A 24274-nucleotide genomic window follows, 5' to 3' on the forward strand; every position below is an offset into this window, starting at 1 on the left:
TTATTTGCAAAATATATGTTGACCAATTGTTAAAATAATAGGGCGGCCACGAATCCATTGATTTGTTGCTGTTTTAGGATTGTAATAATATATACATCCTGTAGTTGGATCCCAGCCATTTATCGCATCAATTACGGCTTTTTTAGCCTGTGCATTAGGTGTTAAATTAATTTGACCGTCAGCTACTGCTGTAAAAGCACCCGGTTGATAAATGACACCTGCTATTGAATTTGGAAAAGAAGCGTTCGTTAAACGGTTTAAAATTACTGCAGCAACAGCAACTTGACCAATATATGGCTCACCACGTGATTCTCCATATACTGCATTTGCCATTAATTTTATATCGTTATCTGTATAACCATTCGGCGCATTTGCTATCGGTTTATTATTTGGTTTTGCATTCGAATTTTTAGGTTTATTTGTATTCGGTTTAGCTGGTTTATTATTCGATGTATTATTATTTGCTGTGTTATTTGAAGTAGTACCTTTATAATTTTTGGTAGCTTTCGTCAGCTTTTCTTTTAATTTAGTACCTGCAATACCATCAACCTTCATACCAAATTCTTTTTGAAAATTACGGAGAGCCCAGTAAGTATTCCAACCAAAAACCCCATCAGGTTTATCGTCTAGAAAACCAATAAATATAAGTCGCTCTTGAAGCTCTTTTACATCTTGGCCTGTTGAACCACGGCTAAGTACCTGACTACTAAACGCATCAACTTGTTTTTTAGGTAAGTATGTATTTACAGTAATCAGTGATATACAGATTATGCATAAGATAATAAATGCAGTTTTAAAGTGAAAATTTTTTTGCAAAATAAATCCTCCTTAATCAAATACATATAGGATTACTATTTGTAAAAAATTTCTTTTTATTAGTAAAAAGCGTAAAAACTGATATAAATTGCACAAACAAGAAACGGATAGATAGAGTAGAGGGGTCGAATAGTAAGGATAGAAGCAAAAAGGAGGCATTATGAAAAGAACATACAAAACCATTTTCATTTTCTCATTCTTATTTTGTATTTTTAGCAAAGTAAACCCAGCTGTTGCAGAACCAGTTTATGAGCCTCCGTATGCTAAATGGGGGAAAATTGCAGTTGAAAAAACAATCCAAAGATACCCGCAATCAGATGTAATAGATTATTTACACATAGGAAGAGAACAAAAAACACCAACTGTCTCAGTAGAAAAATTCAAGTTATGGTTAAGATTAAAAAATGGAAGTAGGGAATTCGGGGTATATGTAAATGTAGAATTTGAAACAAGAACAGAAAGATACTTAGGAATTACTTATACTGAGACGGATCGATAATAAACTAACTTTAAAAAACATCGCTTAAATCGTGATGTTTTTTATTGAGAAACATTGTGAGGGAAATCACACGAAGAATTTTAAAAGGAAAGTATTAGTGTGAATAAAAGATCTTTGATTTTAAAAAGTATAAATTGAAGGTTTTACACTTTGATTTTTAATGATGGAACGGTGATTGAAATTAAGTGTAAAAAACCATAAAAAGATTGAATTGTTGTAGAAACTTAAACAAATTAACTAACACAATTTTAAATTTTATATTTTTTTATTGAAGAATTTTTTATTAATATTTTTACTCAAATGATAAATGATTAAATTACTATATAATTTTAGTTTTCATAAATTAATTAGTTTTTAAATTGAATTGATTTTTTTGATCTGATTATTCAAATTGTTGATTTTTTCGTTTCATCTCAAAACACTAAGAATACTTGCTAATTGAGATGAAATACAGTGATTTTACTTCAACTTCCTATAATATATATTATGTAAACTAGAAATAAACATAATCAAAACAAAGTTCATTGTACTGTGTGCCATAAAAAAATTATGGTCAACTTCTCTTTTTTTGTTGACCATAATTTTTTTATTACTTTTATATGGGATTTTATTTTAACTTAATTGATGCTTTTGATGAGTTTCTACTGTATTTACAAGTTGAGAAAAATTACTCTTTATGTACTATAGATAGTTATCACCATGACTTTCAATGTTTGTTACATTTACTGAAAGAAAATGACCGCTCTACAATACTCGATGATCTTTCACCAATCTTAATACGTCGCTTTATTCAGGATCAAGTAACCAGACAACATGTAAAACCTAGAACTATTCAAAGACGTATTTCTAGTTTAAAGTCTTTTAGTCGGTTTTCTATGAAGGTCCAATTTATTGAAAAGGATTTTACCGCTGGAATTGAAGCACCTAACCATGATAAGTTGTTGCCTGTTTATATGACGACTAATTGAATTAAAGATGCTTTTTAAGTATTTGGAATCAGATAATCGCCCCTCTTCATTAAGTCTACATGTTTTATTAAAGAGATCATTAGAAGCTGCAGCATTATCCCCTACCCGATTTTCACTCCATCACCTAAGACATACCTTTGCTACACTTCTTTTATAAGAAGCAAAAGAAAAGGTTGATTTAAGAACCTTACAAGAGGTACTTGGTCATGAGTCATTAGCAATTAATACATAAGTTTTAATTGCATAGCCTTTTTATAGTAGCAAAGATTGATATAAATGGTTCTCTACCTAGACATAGCATAAATGTCTTCCATAATTATCTGTTTTTGATCCATTGTAAGCTAATCGTACGTGATTTAATAATAGTACTTTCTTTCCAAATTCCGCTACTTGTTTTCCTTAAGCTTGTTGTTGTTTAGGTGGTATTCTTGGATTTCTTAAAAAACACAGTACATAAATAACAAATTTTATCCTATTTGTATATTTTATTAAATACTAATATAGTTAAATTTATGTACATAATTTAGTGAGTGTACAAAACCTGAGAAATAAAGCATATTTTATGTACATTTATTTAATCATAACCATTTAAATTTTGGTCTTGTCTTTTCCTTATGCCAAAAGTCGCATAGGTACAGCAGCTTTTCCCCCCTCCTGGAACGCTAAAATCAGCACCTGAAATTTTCTCTAGGAGCTTTTTTACAATTCTCAGTTGATACCCCTCTAATTCCCTTTCGAATCCGATATCCTTTAAGGTAGCTGCAACTTCTGGAATCCATCTCTCTTTATTCGATAAACATCACTCACATATCTTTCCAAAATTAAAAAACAGCCTAGTTAAAAGTAGGCCGTTTTTAGCTAAAATGAGATAATTGTGGATCGAAAGTGTTATAAAAGCTTAAAAGTTAATATATTTTGCTGGATTAATTGCGTTTGATTTCGCTTCATTCCATTGTCCATCATGCAATTCAAAGTGAAGATGCTGACCAAAAGAATGACCCGTATTTCCCATCGTTCCAATTTTTTGTCCTTTTGTAATAGTTTGCCCTGCAGAGACTTGATATTTTTGCATATGAGCATAAACTGATGTAAATACTTTTCCATTAATATTATGTGTAATAAAGACTACATTACCATAACTAGATGAATGGTAAGCCCGTATTACAACGCCATTTGCTACTGAGACAATCGGTGTACTTCCTTTTTTAACAATATCTACGCCAAAATGCTTTTCATGATCAAATGATCGATATCCAAAACCTGAAGATAAATACCCTTCCGCTGGTCGAGTAAAATTGCCACCAGAAATATTTGAAGCAACTTTTATTGCTTTTTCCTGTTCTTTTAATAGTTCTTCCTGTTCTTCTAAACTCAATATATCCTGTTCCTTTTCATTTACATCATCATTAAGTTTGCTTAGTATAGCCTTCATTTGAGTTTCTTGATTAACAAGTGAACGTTCTAAATTTAGAAGATCTTTTTTATCATTTTCCAACTTATTTTGAGTTATCATTAAATCTTTCTTTTTTAATTCAACCTTTTCAAGATCGTACTGTTGTTCCTTAACTATGTCTTGATCAGCATTCATAAATTTACCAATAGCATTTATTCGTTGAACTAAATCACCAATACTTTTTGCATCAAAAATAACGTCTAAATATGAGTTATTTCCACCCGATTTTTGAATTGTAATTAAACGATTATTAATGATTACTTGACGTTGATCTAAACGTTTTTGAAATTCTTCTATTTCAGCTTGTAATTTTTCTATTTCTTTTTTGCCATTTATTAATTCTGCCTCTTTTTGACTCTTTTTTATTTTTGCATTCTCAATTGATGTGGTAATTGTATCTAAAGAATTTAAAAACAATTTTTGCTGATTTTTTAATTGATCCATCTCATTTTTTGCTTTTTGTGCTTCATCTTGCACTTTTACTCGTTTATCTTGAATACTCTTAATCTTTGAATTTGCTATATTCTCTGCAAGTACACCATTTGGAAGTATCGTAAATGATAAACTTGCAGCTACTAATATTAATTTATTTATAATTTGTTTCATCGTTATCTCCCTAAGCTTGACATATACTTATCTATGTTAACTTAGAAATGTAACAATTTTATGCTAATTAGACTACACCCTTTTTACAAGTTTTTTACAAGCTCTTTGCAGCACTATAAAAAATCAGTAAACCAATACTAAAAAAGGGACTGAAGATAATCTTCTTCAATCCCTTTTTTATTCTCTAACTTTTTATATATTGTTAAGGTCAAGTAACCCAAATTTGTGATATTTTTCTACTATTATCATTATTAGTTTACAAAAACTATTAGATCAGTAACGATCTTAACTAATTAGTAACACTTTTCTCTAACAAAGATATTTCTCTAGAGTCCAATAAGCTAGAAGCTTCTTTATCCAGAAGAACCATGATATTTGGATGCAACTGAAGAAATGATCCAGGACACACTGGCATGAACGTTCGTGAAGGAATAATTCCAACAGTGTTAGGATCAGCCGTTACAGCTACAGGTTATGCTTTGAAACAAAAACGTGGCACCAATAAAATGGTGGCAAATACAATTTTTGGTTTTGGCTTAGCACATATTGTTTTAGGAGCAATTCACCTTGTTGAACATCGAAGATAGAAAAATTGGAGAGCATTAGCGCTCTCCAATTTTTATTTTATTAGTAATTGACTTCCAAATTCCCTACCACTTTTTATAGGATTAAGAAATCCAGATTTTTAAACCTAATTCATTTCTGTTATATTTCACTGTTATAAGTTAATTTTTATATAGTCCTATTAAATCTTCCATAGCATTTTCACTTGTTCTTGATTGATCAAATAAATCAAAATATTTTTCTAAGTTTTTAATTTAACTTTCTCCTAAATTTAAAAAGTTAATAATTTACTTTATTTTATTTGCTTCATAAATATTTAGTTGAATAGGCGCGGTAAGATAATTTTTCGCTTTTTCAGCAAAAGATGTAAAATGAGCACTTGTATTATGTGCAGCTACAGCACTTAAATCTTGCCAAACCTCTACCATAATGTATTCATTTTCTTTATCTGAAGGTTTTGTCAAATCGTATGAAATATTACCTTCTTCTGCTCTTGATGCTTCTAATAGTGAAGTCATTTCCTCTAAAAATATATTTTCTCTTGATGAATCAATTGTCATTGTCGCATGAATAATAATCATGATATTTACCTTCTTTTCATTGTGTTTTTTATCTTTTATTTCCACTCTGCTACACGTTCAACTGGTAAACGCACAGATTGATATCCTGCACCAACAGCTTTACCAATTGATATCAACATAACAGGAACATATCGATCTTTATCCATACCGAATGCTTCTGCAATTTTGTCTTTTTCGAATCCACCGATTGGACAAGTGTCATAGCCGTAAGCACGAGCAGTTAGCATAAATTGCATAGCTACCAATCCACCATCAATTAAAACAGTATCTTTCATTTGCTCTGTTGTACTGTTTGCAAAAAAGCCACCAAGTGTTTCTAGTTGTTTTTCTTTAACATCTAGTGGCATATAACCTAATTCAACTGCACGACCATATATTTCTTCAGCATAGTCAAAATTATTTAAGTCTCCAAACAAAGCAATCATCGCAGAAGATGTTTCAACTTGTGATTGATTAAATCGAGCTAATGGAGCTAGTGTAGCCTTTGCTTGATCACTTTCAATTACTAAAAATCTCCACGGTTGCATGTTTACTGAAGAAGGAGCTAAAGTAGCTGTTTCTATTATTTCATGCATTTCTTCCATTGAGATCTTTACATTAGAATCATATTTGCGGATTGAGCGTCTACCTTTTAATATTTCATTAAAATTATTAGTTAATGTTGTCAAAGTCATTGTTGTGTTCTCCTCTTTTACTAATTTTTAGGAATTGCTTAGAGTATCTCGATTTGAATTAATTTGATCCATATTTATTTGAATACGGTTTAAATAGTCAAGTGTTAAGTCAATTTCTTCTGCGGAAAAACCTTTAAGCATGTTTTCTACAAACTCTACTTTTTCCTTCCATAATCCAGACATTTGTTCTTGTCCAATTTGCGTTAAGCTTACTAAGGTTATTCTGTTATCAGTTTCACATTTTCTTCTTGTGATCTTTCCATTTAACTCAAGTTGTTTTAAGTGTCTAGTAATTGCAGCACTATCAATCTTTAAAGTTTTTTGAAGTTGGGATTGACTCATTTCACCGCACTCAAACAATTGATTCATAATTTCTAATCGTGATTGACTAATACCCATACATTTTTCAAAGGTTGTTTCAATTTGAACTTTTAGTTCTTTTAATATTGATAATACTTTGGTTTCTTTTGAATCAGGCACGCGCTACCTCCAAAACAAATATGATGAATGATTATTAACAGTTAATAATGGTTGATACATCAATAGTTGATAAGTCAATGATTGATACATCAATTAATATACACCTTCGACCTACATGAATCAAGTATAAAATCAAACTTTAATGATGTTTTAAATTTCAGATGATTCAATTCATTAAAAATTAATTGTGTCAATTCATAACAATTGGAGCACTTAAATGAGCTTTACAGGGAAAAACAAGAAGATCAAGTAAAATAAACTGTGTTGTTCAACCAATATAGGTTTATTTGATTAAGAAGGTTACTAAAGAATACTGTATATACTAGTGGGAATCTGATTACGCGACTTAGATTTTGGCACCAGTAATTCAGAAGTATGCATCTAAAAAAACAGTATGAATATTTGTCATGAATACGGCTTTATTTTTAATATTTATATTGCCAAATATAAGTACAGAGACGATTGCACCAATATAAAAATAAATCGGATTTTACCCAAAAGTTCTGTACAAAAAACATACAAAACGGAAATACAATACTTGTTTGGACCATGAACATATTCAAAAAATCACCTACTATATCCAGCTTTGTTTTTTAGTATTCACTTCCTATTATTTTACTACAACGTTTTTCTACTATATTGCACTTATTTCCTTACGTTATTTTAGCTACTAATAAAAAATCGCTCTGACTCATACAATTAGGTACATAGACAAGTATAAATGGAGATAATTGTTATTTTTTTAGCTGCTATATTTTTTATTATTGTTTATTTATTATTTCTCATATCTGGATTACTTTTCCCTATCGATCGAGTGTGGTACAGTTCTTAAAAAAACCAGTATGGACACCTTCGGGAAAGATAATAGGGGTTATTTGGGGAGTATTGTATGCACTAAATGCTCTTTCCCATGCAATAGTTGAGTACAAGGTTGGTCTGAAGGCAACGAGCAACTATTTTATAGTTTTGTGGATAGTAAATTATTTAACCAACCAAGCTTTTAGATTTTTCGAATTCAAAATGAAAAGACTAGATTTAGCTGCGCTAGATACTGCTATTGTCGCAATAACAACTTTATTTCTCATTTATGCGACTATGCCTTATTCAGCTTTTGCTACAAAACTAATCATTCCTTACTTATTATGGTCTACTTTTGCCACTTACTTGGCATTGAAAATCTATCTATTAAATAGGATCAATTAAATTTCATTTTTTATTTTTATACAAATGAAAAGGACGAAAAATTTGTGTTCTTTACTTTAGTTCCATAATCAATAAAAGGATTTTCAAAAATCAAAGATCCTTTATTTATTGTCGATCAGCATATTTATGTAAACTAGATATGTATTCGATATTGATGCGAAAATGAGGGCGATCTATATAAATAGTTACCAAAACGATTTTCATTGTCTATTACATTTCTTTAAGGCAAATAACCGCTCTAATAATCTTGAAGATGTGTCACCAACATTAATACGCCACTTTATTCAAGATCAAGTAACTCGCCATCATGTAAAACCTAGAACTGTTCAAACACGAATTTCTAGCTTGAAGTCATTTAGTCGTTTTTGATTAAAAGTTCAATTTACTACGAAGGATTTTACTACTGGAATTAAAGCGTAAAAACATGATAAATTGCTCCCTGTTTACATGACGTTAAATGAATTGAAGTTGCTTTTAAATTATTTAGAAGAACATAATCGCTATTCTTCTTTAAGAAATGAATTAATATTTAAGCTTTTGCAACTAGTGGGATGAGTCGCCAAGAATTGGTTGATCTTACGTGGTTGCAGATTGATTAAGAATTATTGGTAAGGGTAAAAAAGAGCGTACTCCCCCCTCTTCTCCTTCTTGAGTCAATTCGATCAAGAAACGATACCCATTTTTATCCATAGATTGTTTAATTAATCCACGTTTTTTTAATCGTAATCTTATGTTTTTTTTATTTCAATCATTAGAGATTTCAAGACATTTTTCAGGAAAAAGCTTAATAATTGATCCATATGTATCTCCAATTCGCTTGATAAATGATATTCATTAATAATTTGCAAATCCTCTTACTAATTATCGCATAGTGAAAGTAGGGTTATTCTTCTATTTTATTACTGAAAAATATAAACATTTTCTTACCTTATTATAAAAAATTACTCAATTTAGAAGAGACTTAGTCAATATAAAAAAAGTTGAGCTAATATTTTAGCCCAACCTTTTTGATAGAATTAAAATTTAATTAAATTCATTTAAAATCCCTGGATTCCACCTGCTAATCTCGTGAAATAGATAATGATTTTCGTTAGCCGATCAAAATAAAGAATATTACCCATTAATATCATGTTTGAAAAATAATTAAAAAAGAGATAGATTTTTCTATCTCCTTTTCTAGTAACTTTGATTTGTTCATTTCTATTAATATATTTAATATTTGACAAAGAAAGCTGTAAAATACATGATTAATAGTCCTAATGTAAATCCAGCAAAATTTAACCAAGAAACGGACTGTTCATTATGTTTTTTGTGGTCTTCAATTAGCATTTTTGTAATAACAAAGATTACTTGTAAAATGGCTCCAGCTCCAACTCCTAGGAAGATCGCTCCCCATATTGGAGAGAAGATAAAACCTCCGAACCAAGTCCCAAAAATGGCTGGTGCACCTGCAATTGCACCTAAAAGGATGAATGTACTAATCTTTGGTTTTGTCTTTAATAGTGGCGCAGCAATTCCAATTCCTTCAGTTATGTTATGAAGTGTAAAACCTATTATTAAAAACGTACCAAGTGCTGCTTCACCAAGAGCAAACGACGAACCAATCGCTAAACCTTCTCCAAAGTTATGCATTCCTATTCCCGTTGCCATTAATAATGAAATCCCAAATGGTGTATAACCTTTACTTTTTTGTCGCTTCTGTTGATACTGATCAAAACCAATTAAAAGTAGAAACGAAAGTACTGTACTGATAATCACTACCATATTTCCTTGAAAGACTGCTGGTGCTTCAGCCCCGATTTCAAATCCATCTGCTAAAGTTCCTACAAATAAGAATAGTAGTAGTCCGACAGTAAGCGCTAGTATAGCGTTAATCCAACTGCGCTTTAACCGTTTCATAAATGGATACCATAATAAACCTAAACCAATCGGAACAATTCCAACATAAAAACCTATGAGTCCATAATTAAAAAAGCTTTTCCAACTTGGTTCAGGTGTTAAGGTTGCTGCTGCTACTTCACCTTCTGTAACGATTCCATTTTCAGTTATTAACTTAATAACATGGGGATCTCCCTCAACCCAAGGATAATAAATTATAACCTTACCATCTTGAAACCTCTCTAAAGATTGACTAGGAGTAACAGTGAAGTTCCATACCGAATCATCAACCATTAATTGTGCAATAGTTAACGTTTCTGGTCCTGTATTTTTCACATCAAGTTCAAATCCTGATTTCGTTACTTTAATCTGTTCAATATTTAACACTTCAATTGGTGCAGCTGGATCTTTTTCAATTCCAGCTCCATTTGCAAAAATCCAACCTAATACTGCAATTAATAGAATAAATGGAATAAGTCCAGATAAAAACCATTTTAGCTTCATAGTCATTCCCCCCTTTCTATTCAACTTCAAAGAATCCCATCCATCCAAGCTCTGCAAATTCACTGACATGGGCATGAAACATATATTTACCTTTATACGGGAAACGGACTTCTAAAATTCCACGTTCACCTTGGCATTGCATTATCGTATCTGTAAATTGTGACGGGTTTTCATTAATACCCGTTGGATAATACGTAAAGTAATTTGCATGTAAATGGAACGAATTTAATAGGTCGAATTCTGTTAAATTACTTAAATAGATTCGAACAAGTTCATCTTTCTTCACTTTAATTGGATGATTCATAAATGCAAATGCATACCCATTGACAGTATAGAATTCATTTCCACCATCTAAATCTAAGTCAAATCCGTTCATCACCATATTAAATTCTTTCGCTTTTTCTCTCGGCTTTTTTGGATCAATAATGAAATTCCCATATAAACCTTTATGAATATGACGTGCTAAAGGTAGAACATGACAGTGGTATATTTGTAATCCATAGGGATTTGCTTCAAATTCATACGTAAACGATTGTCCAGGCATAATAGGCATAAGTCCGTCCATACTTGGTGGATGGATACCATGAAAATGAATTGAGTGAGGATGACTCCCTTTGTTTGTAAAATGAAAACGTAACAAATCACCTTCCGTACATCTGAAAGTTGGTCCTGGTATGGTTCCATTGAACGTCCAACCCGGAAATTTAATCCCCTTAGCAATTTCAATTTCTTTATCAATTGCAACAACAGTATATTCACGAAGTGTTCGACCATCAGGAAGAGTCGACACTTTTCCATAATCAAATTCAGTTAATAAACGTTCAGCCATTTTATAACCATCTGTTTTTGTGCTATCAATCATAGTATCATGATTCATAGAATGGTTGTTTTTATGATTAGTATGATTTGAAGCATTTGCTTTATTAGAAAATGGACTTAACGCATTTAAGTACATACTTCCAGCAAGACCTAGCATGCCAGTTGTACCAATCTTTAGTATGTCTCGTCTTGACACCTTTTTATTAGACATAGTTTGACCTCCTCTTAAAGTTTTTCCCTAACGCAACTTTCTTGTGTATGTCTATACTTTATGGTACGGACGAACCTATTGTCAATTGAAATTTCACCTAATATTAAATTTTTTTAATAAAAAAAAGATTGTACCTTTTGTAGTTAATACATAAGATACAATCTTTTGAATTTAGGTTATGACACTATACATTAAGGCCATGTACATTGTAATAATAAAACATAGGGCAAACAGTATTGGCAATACAACATTTATTTTTTTAAAAAAACTTAAAACCAAAAGCACTAGGAATATAACAGACATTCCAATCAACATGAGTCCTTTAGAAGAAGCAAAAAATACAACTTCATTGTTACAATATCTATCCCTATTATTCTTTTAATCCATTTAGATGGTCCTTCCGTTCTGATGGTCAAATCAATTTCATGAGGAGATGATTTTGTGCTCAATACTCCAGTAAAAAAGAAAACTAACGTTAAGACAATACTTTCAGCCTTTAACAAACTTCCTTGAAATACCTTTAACGAACTCAGTTTCTCTAAAGTATTTTCAAAGTTTAATATGATTTGTTTTAATGGTTCAGTAATAACTTGTCCATCAGACGGATTCGATGATTCAAGTGTTGTATGTGCTGTTGCCAACGACGGGAATATAAATAGTAGTAAAATTAGGATTGATAAACCTTTTTTCATATAAATCTCATTCTTTATTTCAAAATTAATAATTAAATACAACACTTTTTATTCGAGTATAAAATTGTGATGTAGTTGTGATATATGGTTAAAAAATTTTAATTGACCTAATAAAAAAACTCGGTAAATACTTACCAAGCCACTTCGATCCATTTTACTTTTTATCTCCCTTACTAGCATCTTTATCTTCTACAATATCGCTTGTTAACTCTTGTGTTGATCGTTTAAATTCCTTTAATGTCTGTCCAAAAGCTTTACCGATTTCAGGTAATTTCTTAGGTCCAAAAATAATTAATGCTAAAACTAAAATTAATATTAACCCTGGGATGCCTATATTTGTCATATTCACTCACCTACTTTCCTGATTTTATCTTCATACTTAACTTACATATATTACGACTTTATCGATAATATTTCTATTCTAATTTTTAATTGTCCACATTATAGACAACTTTTTTTTATAAATAAGATTAGGTTCCATCTTATTACATGTTAATTGAATAAGAAAAACAACTTTATTCTTAGATAGTATTTCATAACGGTATTGCGAAGTATGCGGGCAATACTTTTATAGATTGCTCTTTGTAGTATAGTAAGCTGTCAATTACCTTCAATTGCTACCAAATTGTAAAAAGATGTATTTTTACAGCAAAAAATACAGAAGATGAGTGTAACAGGATAGTCAAATTGATAGTTGATTAAATGAAATTGCTCTTTCAATGTTTATAGGTGGAACTTTTTCAATGCCACTGCAATTTCTTAGAAGGATATATGGACTAGGTGATATGTTGAAAATACAATCATATGTACTCCTTTGGAAAATTAAGTAAAAAAGGATGATTATATGCAACTTGATTTTGTTTGGAAAGCAGTTCTAATTGTTATCATGGGAACGCTTTTATTAAGAGTAGCTGGAAGAAACTCTATTTCTAAATTGACAGTTTCTGAACTTGTTTTAATGAGTACTATTGGTCCCTTATTAAGTCGCCCAATTGAAAATAAGGGTATTTGGACCAGTTTTGGTGTTGCCTCTATCCTTATTCTAACCGTATTTGTGTTACAGTTTCTTAAATTAAAATTAGATCCATTAGAAATATTACTAACTGGTAAGTCAACTATCATTATTGAAGATGGTATCTTAAATATAGAAAACATGAAAAATACACGTCTTACAACTGAAAATCTAAAAATGCGTTTACACCAGTTGGGAATAACCTCAATTGAAGATGTAGCGTGGGCTTCATTAGAAGCGAATGGGCAAATTGGATATAAATTGAAGCCAAACTCACAGCCTGCAACTAAGCAGGACATTCAAAATTTAGTGCGACTAATTGAAACAAAAATTCTAGAATCTAAGTAAAGCTAAGAAAAAGTCATTATTTCACTTTATAATAAACACTCATTTTTAACTTTGGAGTGTTTTCAAATGATAATTATTATTCAAATATAGTGCTATTTAGTACTAAGAAGGTCTGTTAAAACAGACCTTCTTCTTATTGAACTAACGCATTCGTTAGCCTACAATGACCCTAGATTCACCACAGTGAATGCCTTGCTTTTTTTGTCACTTCTACTATATTAACTTCCTCGTAAGTGCTAATTTGTTTCGTTCCATCTTTATATTTTTCTCTGTCCTGATTACGATTTTATCTATTTTAAATAATCGATCATCCCATCAACAATTGAATTTGTTGTATTTGTTTGAAATTCTTCCGAAGTCATTCGCGCTTCATCAGTTGAATTTGAAATGTATCCAAGTTCCAATAAGATTGCAGGTCGTGGGTTTTCTCTTAATACATAGTAGTCACCTAAACTAACTCCACGATCTCTTGCGTCCAATCCATTCTTAAAAATATAATCATGTATTAATGCTGCTAAAGGCTTGTCCGATTTTTTATTATAGTAATTAGTTATTCCTTCAACTTCATTTGTAAAAAAGGCGTCGAAGTGAATACTTAGAAATAGATCTGCATTACTATCTTTAGCAATTTTTACACGATCTGCGAGTGATACTTTCACGTCATCGTTACGGGTTAATATTACCGTGGCCCCAGTTCGTTTATTTAATTCATTTTGTATATTTTTGACCATTTCTAATGTTACATCTTTTTCATTTGTTCCATTTTGTCCACTTGCACCTATGTCTTCTCCACCATGGCCTGCATCAATTACAATTGTTTTACCAGTTAATATCTTTTCAGTAGATTCATTTCCTTTACTTCTATTTTCAGTTGATGCGTGAGCTGAATTTTCTTTATTTATTGTTATTCCATTATCTTTAAGTTTGATAAATAACACTACCGTTATAAATGATTTGATTAAAAATAAGAAGTGTCTTATCTTCCTATTTTTCTTTCGATTCATAGAAATTCCCCCTTAGTTTTCTATCAATTTTTCCGATATTTAATAGTCTAATAATTGCTAGTGAAGACAAAATCAACTTTAGATAAAGATGAAATGAAGAATAAAACTTCAAAGACGTCGATCATTCCAAAAATTTAATGAAAAATGTTCATTCGGGTTATATACCTTAAATGCATACCCTTTTGCTCTTAAAAAGCTAATAATTTCAGGAAGTGCATCCAATGTTGTTTGCTTTTCATGTAGTAAAATGACTTCTTTATTTTTGGTTGTTTGTTTCTTTACTTCATTTACAACAGTCGAAGCATTAGCAGTGTTCTCCCAATCATGTGTATCTACATTCCAATCCCAAATTTTCAATCCTGCGTTAACTGAATCATTGCGAAGTTTCAAGCTCAATCCTGGCCTCGATCCATAAGGAGCACGAACTAATCGAGTTTTTTCACCAGTCACATGATTGATAATTGATAAAGATTGTTCCATTTCTGAAACAAAAAGACTTTGTTTGTAAAGTCGATGATAGTTATGGGTCATACTATGAGCGCCAATGTAATTCCCTTCATGAACCGCTCTTTTTACTTCTTCTTGATGGTTATTTACGTTTTTTCCAACCATAAAGAAAGTCGCATTTATTTTTTCATTCTTTAATACATCTAGAATTTGGCTTGTCAGCGCACTCGGTCCATCATCAAATGTCAGATAGACAACTTTCTGATCTTGAATAATTTGTTGCTTCTTAATGGACAAATTGATATTATTTTCTTGCTCCTGATGATTGGGCTTTTGACTACTTTCTTTTGGTTTATTTAAGTTTCCTATCTCTGATTTCTTAGTAGTTGATTGTTTTGAATTACCTTCTTTGTTATGTTTTATGCTGTTTTTGGAGGTCTTTAATTGTAACTGTTCGGTTTCAGCACTTTTTGCTACATTTTCAGTAGCAAATCCTTTCAATTTACCAACTAAATGGTAAATGAGTGAGAATATTAGTAATATCACACATAAGCTTAAAATTGTTCTCTTTAACATCCTTTTTTTCTTTCTTTTTCGGGATTTCATCTCTCTTTCACCGCACTCTCCACTCCTTGAATTTCTATACAATAAAGATAAAGGCTCTGAATAAAGATGAAATGAAGATGAGATGAAGTATCAATGAAGATTAATAAATAATGACAAAAAAGTCCGAATTTCTGTTTGTTGTTTTTCTGGATATAAAAAAGAGACCATTTGAATGGTCTCTTAGGAATTTCTTTATTCTTCTACTCGTTTAAGTAGGTCATTACTCTGTACTGTATAATATCCTCTACAGTTTCCGCAGATTTTTGACCTTCAAAATAGCTTGGCGTTTCCTCTGAGAGAATTTTTTGAACCTTATCATTCCATCTTACTTCTGTGTTTGCTTCAGCAATCATCTGCTTAAGTGGTTGAAGCGACTCTTCTGTTACGGTTATCTTTCCACCTTTGCCTCCGTAAACTTTTGCACTCCCTCCTATTGCTCCATTTAATAAATCGGCAAATACCTTTTCATTTGACGCGATATTAAGAGAGAACATATCCCTTATAGATTGATAAAAACTTCAACAAAATAACTGGTCGGGTAATTCTAGGAGCATTAACCTGTAATAAAAAATCGCCCTTTTGACTTGGGCGATACAACTGAAAGAATAGTATAGTTCAATTTTCCAAACAGATTTTCAATTATTTTTATTTAAATAAAAGTAAATTAATACGCCATCTGATGTATTCATGACACCATACCTCACATCATGTAGTTCTAATATATTTTTTGAAATGGCAAGACCTAACCCAGTACTACCTTCTGTTCGTTGTCTTGATGTATCCCCGCGATAGAAACGGTCCCAAACCCTATCTAATTGGTCTATGGGTATATGTGACCCTTTATTTTCAACGCACACTTTCACTTGCTCGTCCTCTATTTTCATTGAAATATAGATATGTTCATGATCAGGGGTATAGCGGATGGCATTTGTTATATAGTTCGTGAATACTTGTTCAATTCGATGCTGATTTGCGAACACTTCGATTGACGTTAAATCTTTATGAATCATTAGTTCTTTTTTCTCAATTTCTAAAGATAACTGATTACAAACATGCTCAATTATTTTATCAATAAAAAAGGGTTCCATTTTCATTTTATAAGTTCCAGACTCGTATTTTGCAAGTTTAAGCATATCGACAATTAATAAGTCCATCTTGTCGACTTCTTTTTCCATCGCTTCAAAATAGTAGACCTTCTTATGACTAGCAACACCGTCTTTTAATATCGAAATACAGCTTTTCATAATACTGAGTGGGGTCTTCAATTCATGTGAAACACCTGAAATAAATTCTTTTCTTGTATTTTCTAATTGTTTTTCTTTCTCAATATCTTGTTGTAGTTGTGTAATATGTGAATGCAGCGTATTTGAAAGTAAATTTATATTCTGAGATAAATCGCCAATTTCATCTTTCGAATGATATTCTATTCGTTCTGAAAAATCTAAGTGAGCAATTTTTCTAGTAGTATCGTTAATTCTTAATAATGGTCTTGCAATTTTGAATGAATAGTAAATGGACGCTAAAATTGTAAGAAGTAAAACAAACGCAATTATATAGACAAAATAATCTTTTACCATTTGTACTGCTTCGTCTACTGGTTGTAAGGACGCCATTGAAAAAATATAATTTGTTTCACCATTTTTATTTTTGATTGGATCGATAAAAAGTTTATATTTAATGCCATTTTGTTCATAATCAAGCGTTTTGAAATTTGTGTATTTGTTTTCTTCATCAAACAATAAGCTCGTTTGGAACTCATTAATTCGATCCATTAATAAACTATTACTATATATGATGCTTGAAACATCATTCCGATTAGGAATTCGTACATCTTGTATCATTCCCTTTAATCGATTGATTCGAAAATTAGTGACATATTTTTGGGTTAAATCTACTTTCTCTTTTAGATCGTTATGTTGATTATTAGGCTTTAATTCTTTTTCAATGTTTGTCCAAATATATTGATTTACCCAATATGAATTATTTTGTACTGAGTAAAGATAGAATGGGATCTTTCTATTTTTTTTTTCAACAGTATAAAGATCCACACTATCACCTTTTGAAATTGTAGGCGTATCTTTTAAAAACTCTTCTGCTTTAAAAAAATGATACAGAGGAACCCTTAAGTAATGAGATGAACTTTTACCTTCTACTATTTTAATTTCCGCATAATAATCATTTGCGGTTTTTATATTTCCATTTTGGTCTAAAGTAGTAATCCATGTATTTTGAACACGATAAAAATCTTGTTCTAATTGCTGAATTGACTGAACATTACCGTTACTATTTAGATATTGTTTCTCAAATGATTTTATACTTGATTTTAGATCATTTACTTTACGATTCGCATAATATTGCTTAAAAAAAATTGTTTGACCAATATAAATGGATCCAGTGATTAACAAACACAAAGTTGTTGTTAATAAAAACAGTTTTATGACAATCCCAAATTTCATACGGTTTCCTCAAATTTATAACCTGTTCGAATGATCGTTGAAATCAGTTTTGATTTACTGCCTAATTTCGTCCGTAAATTACGTATATGTGTATTAATTGTTCGATCATCACCATTATAGTCATAGCCCCAAACCTTTTCCACGAGTTGTTCTCTTGTAATCACAATCCCATAATTTTGCATTAAATATGTTAATATTTCAAATTCAGTATGGGTTAAATTGATATTTTCACCATCTACTTTGACTTTCCGTGAAGAAAAATCGACCGATATGCCATGTTTAGATAAAGTATCTTTTGAGGTCTCATTCGTTTTATATCGACTTTCAAGCAAACGTTTAACTCTTGCTAGCAAAATTGGAGGGCTATAAGGTTTTGTAATATAGTCATCCGCACCTAACTCAAACCCAAGCAGAGTATCATCTTCATCAACCCGAGCAGTTAACATGATGATTGGTACATTTGACGTTTTACGTATTCTTCTACAAACTGCCCATCCATCGACTTTCGGCAACATAATATCGAGAATAATGAGATGAAAATCTAGTTCTTGAAACAATTCCAATGCTTGTTCACCATCGATTGCTTCAATTACTTCATGACCTTCATTTAATAAATAATCTTTTACGATTTCACGTAAAATCGTTTCATCTTCTACGATTAAGATTTTATATGGCATGTTCTATCCACGCTCGCTTTCTATGCTCTCCCATACTACTATTTTATCCAACATGGAATTTTATTAATAATTCATGTATCCATTAATCCTTTGCTCTTGATAGCTGTCTAAATTAAAATGCACGACCTGCGCCTTCCATTTCGGCTATTTCATAGTAATCTTTCGGTATATTTTGAAGCCCAGCTAAGAAAAGGATCATGTCATATCCGATGTTTTTCCATAAATAAACAACTGATACAACTGTTATCGACCAATTTGACTTCATCCAATTGATTTGAGTAAAGCCTAAACTCACTAACCATGAATTAAATGTACCGTTCCAATCAAATAATATTTGCCATAGCATAACGATCGAAGCCACTGGGACAACAATTGGTAAGATGAATGAACTGATTATGACATTTTTAAATAGTACTGTTTGTTCCAAACAAAGTGCCAGTAGTAAAGAAATCCCAATTAAAAGTGGGACATTGATTGCGGTAAACCAAAATGTAATTGACGCAGCCTTTAAAAATGAAGCACTTGCTAGTAGCTCTTTATAATTGAAAAGGCCAACAAATAACCCCCCAACCGCTCCATCTTTAAATGAATAGATTGTTCCCATAACAAATGGGATTAAATAGAAAAGGGAAAAACCAATCAAACTAGGTAATAAGAAAAATGCTGCAACCCTACCATCGTTATTTAATCGTTTACGAATGTTCATTGAACTCACTACTTTCTATAATTGAGTAATTATTATTTGTATAATAATTCTGCTCTGAAAGAAATATATCCTAATGAGATAAAGATGAGATAAAGATGAAATAAAGATTTGGCGAAAAATTGATTTGTTAAAACAGTAAAAAGCTAACGAATTTGTTAGATTTTAAACACAAAAAAACTGAGAAAGGAGACTACCACCTCTCTCAGTTTTTAATTCAAAAATTCCACTTAAATCATCAGTAAAAATAGACAGTCAGCATTCCATAAATTTAACTATTACTCAACGATTTTAACTATTGGTTTCAAATCAGAATAATAACTAGCCAGTAATTTCCCGCTTGAAGAAAAACCAATCAGATTAGGTTGAGTTTTTATATTAACCTCTATTTTCCTAATGCTCTTATTCGAAAGTTGATACATACTGAATTCCTTATCATCTATGATTGCTAGTGAATCACCATGTACATCGAATGAATTTATATATTTTGAATGTGTATCTACATCAACGAATTCTTTAACATTTATATCGTAATACCCAAAGTGTTGATTATTCCAATATCTAAAATCTTCAAAATGGATCGCAAAGATTTTATTATTTGTCAGCTTTGCATAACCTGGGTATTTGAAAGGGGATTCATGTTATTTTATCTGACCAGTTTTTAGATCATAGACATAGTAATACCCTTTCTCGCTAATGGTGTCCGTCCATACTAGTTTTCCCTCTGCCATATGAACAAAGTTATTATATAATTGTAAATTATTTACTTTTGCTACATCTTTATATGTATTTCGTATTAAGTCATATAATCGTACAACGCATTCTCTGTTTTCTTTCACATAAACAAAAGCGACGTAATCTTTATATAAAAATGGAGCATCAGCTGTGTATAGACCAGGAACAGATGCGGAAATCCGAGTTATTTTCTTCGTCTTTTTATTCATCACATACGTTTTATTTCTTTCCCCATCTGCAACTGCATCTACCCAAATTAACCAATCCTTATTTACCATACTTCCCTGTATCATCGGATCGTTAAATTTCGATTTAAAGATTGAAGTTATTTTTTTCGTTTTCATATTCATCTGAATTAACTTATTTGTTCCCGTACTTTTATCATTTACAGTTGCATAAAGGACGTCCTTATATAACGAAGGATTCAAAAAATCTTGGTACGGTATCTCAACACTTTTGACTTGATACTGTTGATTATGGTCAAATCGTTTAAATACCTCTTCCTTTGATAGCCCGCACCCACTTAAAAGTAATAACGAGCTAAATATTGCAATTGATTTTTTCAAAAGTTGTTCCTCCAAATCGTGTTCTTTGAAGAATTTATGACTAGTTCTTTATTACACCTAAATAAAATTAATACAAAAAAAGACAAGCCAAGCTCTTATAAAGCTGGCTTGTACCAAAAAATTAACGTTTTACTGTAACTTTTTCTGATTCTGTTGTTACATTAAATCCATCCTTCGTTGTAACACCTGCAGAAATAAAATAAGTACCATCTGGGACATTTGATTCAGGTGTCCATTTCATACGTAAAGTATGCTCGTTTAGTACATCTTTAGTTTCAATTATTTTACCATTTTCATCTTTAACATAAATTTTCCAATCTACACGATTGTTTGCATAACCAGTTATTTGAGCAGGATTATTTTCGTTTACATTTGTTCCAGAAACGTAAAACCAACTAAGAACCATATTATAATCAATATATGATCGATCACCCCAAACAGCGTAGCTTTGATTGTATGCATAATCATAACCCATTATTAAAATTCCCTTTGGTTCAGTTGGTACAATAAGAGATGTTTCGCCTTCGTTCGTTTCATAATACTCGCCATTTACATATACAATGGCACCTTTGTATCCACTACTACCGGCACTATCAGCAGCATTAAATGATATTTCATATTTTCCATTTTTTGGTTGCACTTGAATATTTGAAACTTTTACAGCCGTTGAATCGATCTTTACAGGCAATTTTACATATTGTGGTTTCGCAGTTTTATAATCCAAAGTTGATTTGATTACATAATTATAAGTACCATCCGGAACAAACTCACCCTTCTCATTTGTCTCGTTCCATGTATAATTAGGTGCAGAATATTGATCAAACATATAGTAGAAATCACCATTAGCCATGTTGTTTTTTGTGAATTTATATGGTGAACCATCCGCTGTGAATTCACTAAAGTTTCCTAGCCATTTAACTTTTTTCCCTTTTTGGTCTTCTATATACATTTCGGTTTCTTTTAGATTTCGTAATACTTGAAACGACGGGTAAACACCTGGTGCAAACGTGTTTGGTGAAATCGTCATATGATCTAAATTAAAGCTATTTGTCATTCGATCATATCCTAATGGAGCTTCAGATACATCATCCCAAAGTACAGTATATCCTACAAATACACCATCATTCCAAGGAGCAGGATCGATATTTTTCGGTTCTGTCCAATCACCTAAAAAGCCCATATATGGCATTGTTAAAGGAACCGCTTTCTCTTGATCTTTTCCTACTGGAGTAAGGCGGACAAATCCTTCCACAAAGGAATTTTTCCTTAATGTTCTGGGAAAGCGAATCTCGACCTTCAGGTTTTTCTCTTCTCCTGCTTTAATTTTTAAATTCGCCCCATTTGTACCAATTAATTTTTCCCCATTTACATATATAGAAGCACCTTCAATACGTTTACTTGATAAAGTTAAAAAATCTTTTGAATCTAAGGCTCCATCACCATTTAAGTCAAACTGTTTCGTAACTGTATCATCTGTTAAAAGATCTACATTAACAGTGTACTCATATTCTTCTTTTGATTTCTTAGTTTCAAGGGATTCGACATTTAAATCAAAGATTGCTCTATCGTTTTTAATTTCCTTTAATGCTACTGCCCCAGCTTGCTCAAGTGGAGTATTTTTTCTTGTTACAATAACAGGAGTATTAATTGCATTTTGAATTTGCATTAAACCAGATCCTTGTATACGTGGAGAATACGGTACTTCACTATTTGTTGTTGGATCCATAACAACTTTTGCTGTATTCATTAATGCAATTTTTGATTTTAAAACCGTATCTTCTGAATGAGTTAATCCTTTTTGATAAAGTGCCTGTAAAAGCAAAGCTGAACCGCCTGCAACATGTGGTGTTGCCATTGATGTACCACTATAAACATCATAATTGTTACCAGGTACTGTCGAATATATATTTCCGCCCGGTGCAGTAATTTCAGGTTTAAAATCTAAAGTATAAGGTGCACCATATGACGAGAATGAAGACATTTGATTTTTATATTCATTATCGACATATGTTCCACTAGAGAGTTGCATACTTATTTTTTGCCCATTAGATAGTTTAAAGATTAAATCATCACCTACTACTTTTGATGTTGTAACAGAAGTTAAAAAATACGGTGAAAAGTCGATATCAGGATAGTCGGGTACATCTGAGGCTGGTACTTGGATCAGTGCAACTGCCCCTCTTTTTGCTGCTTCTTGTTGGAAAGTAACATTCCCTATATAACCTGTTGATGGAATTGGTTTTGTTACAACAATTTTACCATTTACATCTTTTCCTTTATAATCAGCAGATCTTCCTTCACCAACGTAAACAAAGTCATAATTTTTCCCTTTTTCTAAAACGTCAGTAAGTTTCTTGCCAGCTTGATTTTTATATGGAAAGATTTCACCAGTAGTTGATTGCATAGAATCCATATGGATTTTTGAATTCTCATAAGATGCAACAGATAAAGCAAAAGGACTGACACTAGGTGATCCTACTGTACCGATATCTGGATTCTCTGCAAATGGTAGTGATGTTCTTTCTAATAGATAATTTTTCGTACTATAAGCTGCATTTCCTCCTGCAACAACAACCAATGTACCTTGTTCAGTTGCTTGACGAATCGCTTTTTGTACTGGATCATCTTCTTCACCAACCCACCCTGAATCACTGCCTAAGCTCATATTTATAACATCTGCACCCATCGTTACTGCGTGCTGGATTCCTGCAATAAGATCATCCTCATATGCTCCGCCACCATAATCCGAAAATACTTTTTCCGCTAACAATTGTACGCCAGGTGCAATCCCTTTTACTCCATCTTTCGTTTCATCACCATTTGCACCGATTGTTCCTGAAACGTGTGTACCATGTGGACTTCCATACTCGCCAGGAATAACATCTGTGTCATCATCGGCCCAGTCATATCCTGTTGGAACTTTGTCACTATACCAAACTTCATTCACATTTGTTTCTGCAAATTTTCCTTGAATCTTTTCTTTTGTCCACTTTTCTTGTTGTTTTCCTTTGTCAGTCAGAGTCAAATCTTTATGTGTCCAGTCAATACCTGAGTCGATTACTCCAACTACTAATCCTTCTCCTTGGTATCCATATGATTCCCAAACTTTTTGAGCTTGTACTAATTCTTTACTTGCAGCCATAGATGGTTGGAATACTCTAGCAATATGAATATTTTTTACACCTTGAATTGATTTGATATCTTTAACATTCTTGTATTCTGTTTCAGTACTAAAACCGTTAAACCCTGTAAAGAAACGATGTTTTACATGAATATTTTTTTTCGTTTTATTAAGATTAGTAATGACTTTATCTTGTTTTATCTTAAACTCTTTCTCTTTCGTTTTTTCAGACATGGCTGATGCATCTACTGGACTATCAACCTCAACTATTATTCTTACTTTCTCGTCTGGTTTAAATTTTTTAATTTGTTGTTTGTCCAAATTGTATAAGTCTTTATCTCCAATTTGATTCTTGTCACTAGATCGATTTTGATTTTGTTCAGATAATAATCCTTTTTTTATGTAATCGCTTATATTACGAGTTGTTTTTTCATTTGATGAATTATTACTAACCCCTTCTGCAAATACAGTTGTTGAAAATAGTAAAACTGAAAGTCCAACTGAAGAAATTACCTTGTAAGGAAATCCGTTTCTTTTTTTCAAACTCTCCACCCTTTCAAACTATAAAATTATTAACGAGTAGTCTTTACAAGAAAATTAGAGGATTAAATTAATGGAATACTTCTAAAATTAGTTGAAGAACACAGCTAG

22 protein-coding genes and 1 pseudogene are annotated in these 24274 nt (G+C 31.5%); 6 read left to right on the forward strand and 17 right to left on the reverse strand.

The features are described 5' to 3' along the window. Window positions 1-816 carry a spore cortex-lytic enzyme gene (gene sleB / locus EP747_RS19330; RefSeq protein WP_129691710.1) on the reverse strand — a complete coding sequence of 272 codons (816 nt, stop codon included), beginning with the start codon at window positions 814-816 and terminating at the stop codon, window positions 1-3. A gap of 160 nt (window positions 817-976) precedes the next feature. On the opposite strand from sleB, the gene EP747_RS19335 reads away from it, so the two are divergent. Then, complete coding sequence (locus tag EP747_RS19335; protein ID WP_129691711.1) at window positions 977-1315, forward strand: DUF3889 domain-containing protein; 339 nt, start codon at window positions 977-979, stop codon at window positions 1313-1315. 599 nt (window positions 1316-1914) lie between these two features. Further along, window positions 1915-2283: a site-specific integrase gene (locus tag EP747_RS24945; RefSeq protein ID WP_235832943.1), complete on the forward strand. Its 369-nt coding sequence runs from the start codon at window positions 1915-1917 to the stop codon at window positions 2281-2283. 898 nt (window positions 2284-3181) lie between these two features. Here EP747_RS24945 and EP747_RS19345 read toward each other — a convergent pair. Beyond that, window positions 3182-4342: a murein hydrolase activator EnvC family protein gene (locus EP747_RS19345; protein WP_129691712.1), complete on the reverse strand. Its 1161-nt coding sequence runs from the start codon at window positions 4340-4342 to the stop codon at window positions 3182-3184. A 413-nt stretch (window positions 4343-4755) separates the two neighbouring features. On the opposite strand from EP747_RS19345, the gene EP747_RS19350 reads away from it, so the two are divergent. Beyond that, a complete protein-coding gene (locus tag EP747_RS19350; RefSeq protein ID WP_129691713.1) occupies window positions 4756-4929 on the forward strand; it encodes an asparagine synthase in 174 nt (57 codons plus the stop codon). Window positions 4930-5193: 264 nt separating this feature from the next. On the opposite strand, the gene EP747_RS19360 is transcribed toward EP747_RS19350, so the two are convergent. From EP747_RS19360 to EP747_RS19370, 3 genes are read right to left on the reverse strand one after another with little or no spacing between them, the layout of a single operon-like run. Beyond that, entirely contained in the window at window positions 5194-5487 is a 294-nt protein-coding gene (locus EP747_RS19360) for a putative quinol monooxygenase (protein ID WP_129691714.1), read from the reverse strand. A 35-nt stretch (window positions 5488-5522) separates the two neighbouring features. Beyond that, on the reverse strand, window positions 5523-6161 hold the full coding sequence (locus tag EP747_RS19365; RefSeq protein WP_129691715.1) for a nitroreductase family protein: 639 nt from the start codon (window positions 6159-6161) through the stop codon (window positions 5523-5525). Window positions 6162-6188: 27 nt separating this feature from the next. Further along, window positions 6189-6641: a MarR family winged helix-turn-helix transcriptional regulator gene (locus EP747_RS19370; protein WP_235832944.1), complete on the reverse strand. Its 453-nt coding sequence runs from the start codon at window positions 6639-6641 to the stop codon at window positions 6189-6191. 816 nt (window positions 6642-7457) lie between these two features. Here EP747_RS19370 and EP747_RS19375 point away from each other — a divergent pair. Together EP747_RS19375 and EP747_RS25445 are read left to right on the forward strand one after the other, a co-directional pair. Next, a complete protein-coding gene (locus EP747_RS19375; RefSeq protein ID WP_235832945.1) occupies window positions 7458-7844 on the forward strand; it encodes a TspO/MBR family protein in 387 nt (128 codons plus the stop codon). 162 nt (window positions 7845-8006) lie between these two features. Then, window positions 8007-8213, forward strand: coding sequence for a site-specific integrase (locus EP747_RS25445; protein ID WP_129691716.1), 207 nt, complete (start codon window positions 8007-8009; stop codon window positions 8211-8213). Between the two features lie 843 nt (window positions 8214-9056). Here the strand turns inward: EP747_RS25445 and EP747_RS19385 are convergent. The 4 genes from EP747_RS19385 to tatA form a co-directional block, all read right to left on the reverse strand. Then, entirely contained in the window at window positions 9057-10226 is a 1170-nt protein-coding gene (locus EP747_RS19385) for a ZIP family metal transporter (protein WP_129691717.1), read from the reverse strand. 16 nt (window positions 10227-10242) lie between these two features. Beyond that, window positions 10243-11256, reverse strand: coding sequence for a multicopper oxidase domain-containing protein (locus tag EP747_RS19390; RefSeq protein ID WP_129691718.1), 1014 nt, complete (start codon window positions 11254-11256; stop codon window positions 10243-10245). 308 nt (window positions 11257-11564) lie between these two features. Next, complete coding sequence (locus tag EP747_RS19395; protein ID WP_129691719.1) at window positions 11565-11948, reverse strand: copper resistance protein CopC; 384 nt, start codon at window positions 11946-11948, stop codon at window positions 11565-11567. 154 nt (window positions 11949-12102) lie between these two features. After that, on the reverse strand, window positions 12103-12291 hold the full coding sequence (gene tatA / locus EP747_RS19400; protein WP_129691720.1) for a twin-arginine translocase TatA/TatE family subunit: 189 nt from the start codon (window positions 12289-12291) through the stop codon (window positions 12103-12105). 501 nt (window positions 12292-12792) lie between these two features. On the opposite strand from tatA, the gene EP747_RS19405 reads away from it, so the two are divergent. Beyond that, window positions 12793-13308 carry a DUF421 domain-containing protein gene (locus EP747_RS19405; protein WP_129691721.1) on the forward strand — a complete coding sequence of 172 codons (516 nt, stop codon included), beginning with the start codon at window positions 12793-12795 and terminating at the stop codon, window positions 13306-13308. A 290-nt stretch (window positions 13309-13598) separates the two neighbouring features. On the opposite strand, the gene EP747_RS19410 is transcribed toward EP747_RS19405, so the two are convergent. The 8 genes and pseudogenes from EP747_RS19410 to EP747_RS25265 all read right to left on the reverse strand — a co-directional run bounded on the left by EP747_RS19410 (window position 13599) and on the right by EP747_RS25265 (window position 24166). After that, window positions 13599-14312, reverse strand: coding sequence for an N-acetylmuramoyl-L-alanine amidase family protein (locus EP747_RS19410; RefSeq protein WP_129691722.1), 714 nt, complete (start codon window positions 14310-14312; stop codon window positions 13599-13601). Between the two features lie 108 nt (window positions 14313-14420). Beyond that, on the reverse strand, window positions 14421-15365 hold the full coding sequence (locus tag EP747_RS19415; protein ID WP_235832946.1) for a polysaccharide deacetylase family protein: 945 nt from the start codon (window positions 15363-15365) through the stop codon (window positions 14421-14423). Window positions 15366-15565: 200 nt separating this feature from the next. Beyond that, entirely contained in the window at window positions 15566-15859 is a 294-nt protein-coding gene (locus EP747_RS19420; RefSeq protein WP_129691723.1) for a hypothetical protein, read from the reverse strand. Window positions 15860-16000: 141 nt separating this feature from the next. Then, window positions 16001-17821, reverse strand: coding sequence for a sensor histidine kinase (locus tag EP747_RS19425; protein ID WP_129691724.1), 1821 nt, complete (start codon window positions 17819-17821; stop codon window positions 16001-16003). Then, complete coding sequence (locus tag EP747_RS19430; protein ID WP_129691725.1) at window positions 17818-18498, reverse strand: response regulator transcription factor; 681 nt, start codon at window positions 18496-18498, stop codon at window positions 17818-17820. The genes EP747_RS19425 and EP747_RS19430 overlap by 4 nt, the downstream gene beginning before the upstream one ends. A 121-nt stretch (window positions 18499-18619) precedes the next feature. Continuing rightward, window positions 18620-19204 (reverse strand): annotated as a pseudogene (locus EP747_RS19435) (carbohydrate ABC transporter permease); the annotation flags it as partial. A gap of 638 nt (window positions 19205-19842) precedes the next feature. Beyond that, the gene (locus tag EP747_RS19440; RefSeq protein WP_129691727.1) at window positions 19843-20502 is read right to left on the reverse strand and encodes a hypothetical protein; all 660 of its coding nucleotides are present in this window, start codon (window positions 20500-20502) and stop codon (window positions 19843-19845) included. Between the two features lie 121 nt (window positions 20503-20623). Further along, window positions 20624-24166, reverse strand: a complete 3543-nt coding sequence (locus EP747_RS25265) for a S8 family serine peptidase (RefSeq protein WP_129691728.1) — start codon at window positions 24164-24166, stop codon at window positions 20624-20626. Between the last annotated feature and the right edge of the window lie 108 nt (window positions 24167-24274).

This window comes from Gottfriedia acidiceleris (assembly GCF_004138285.1).
Lineage (GTDB): Bacteria > Bacillota > Bacilli > Bacillales > Bacillaceae_G > Gottfriedia > Gottfriedia acidiceleris_A.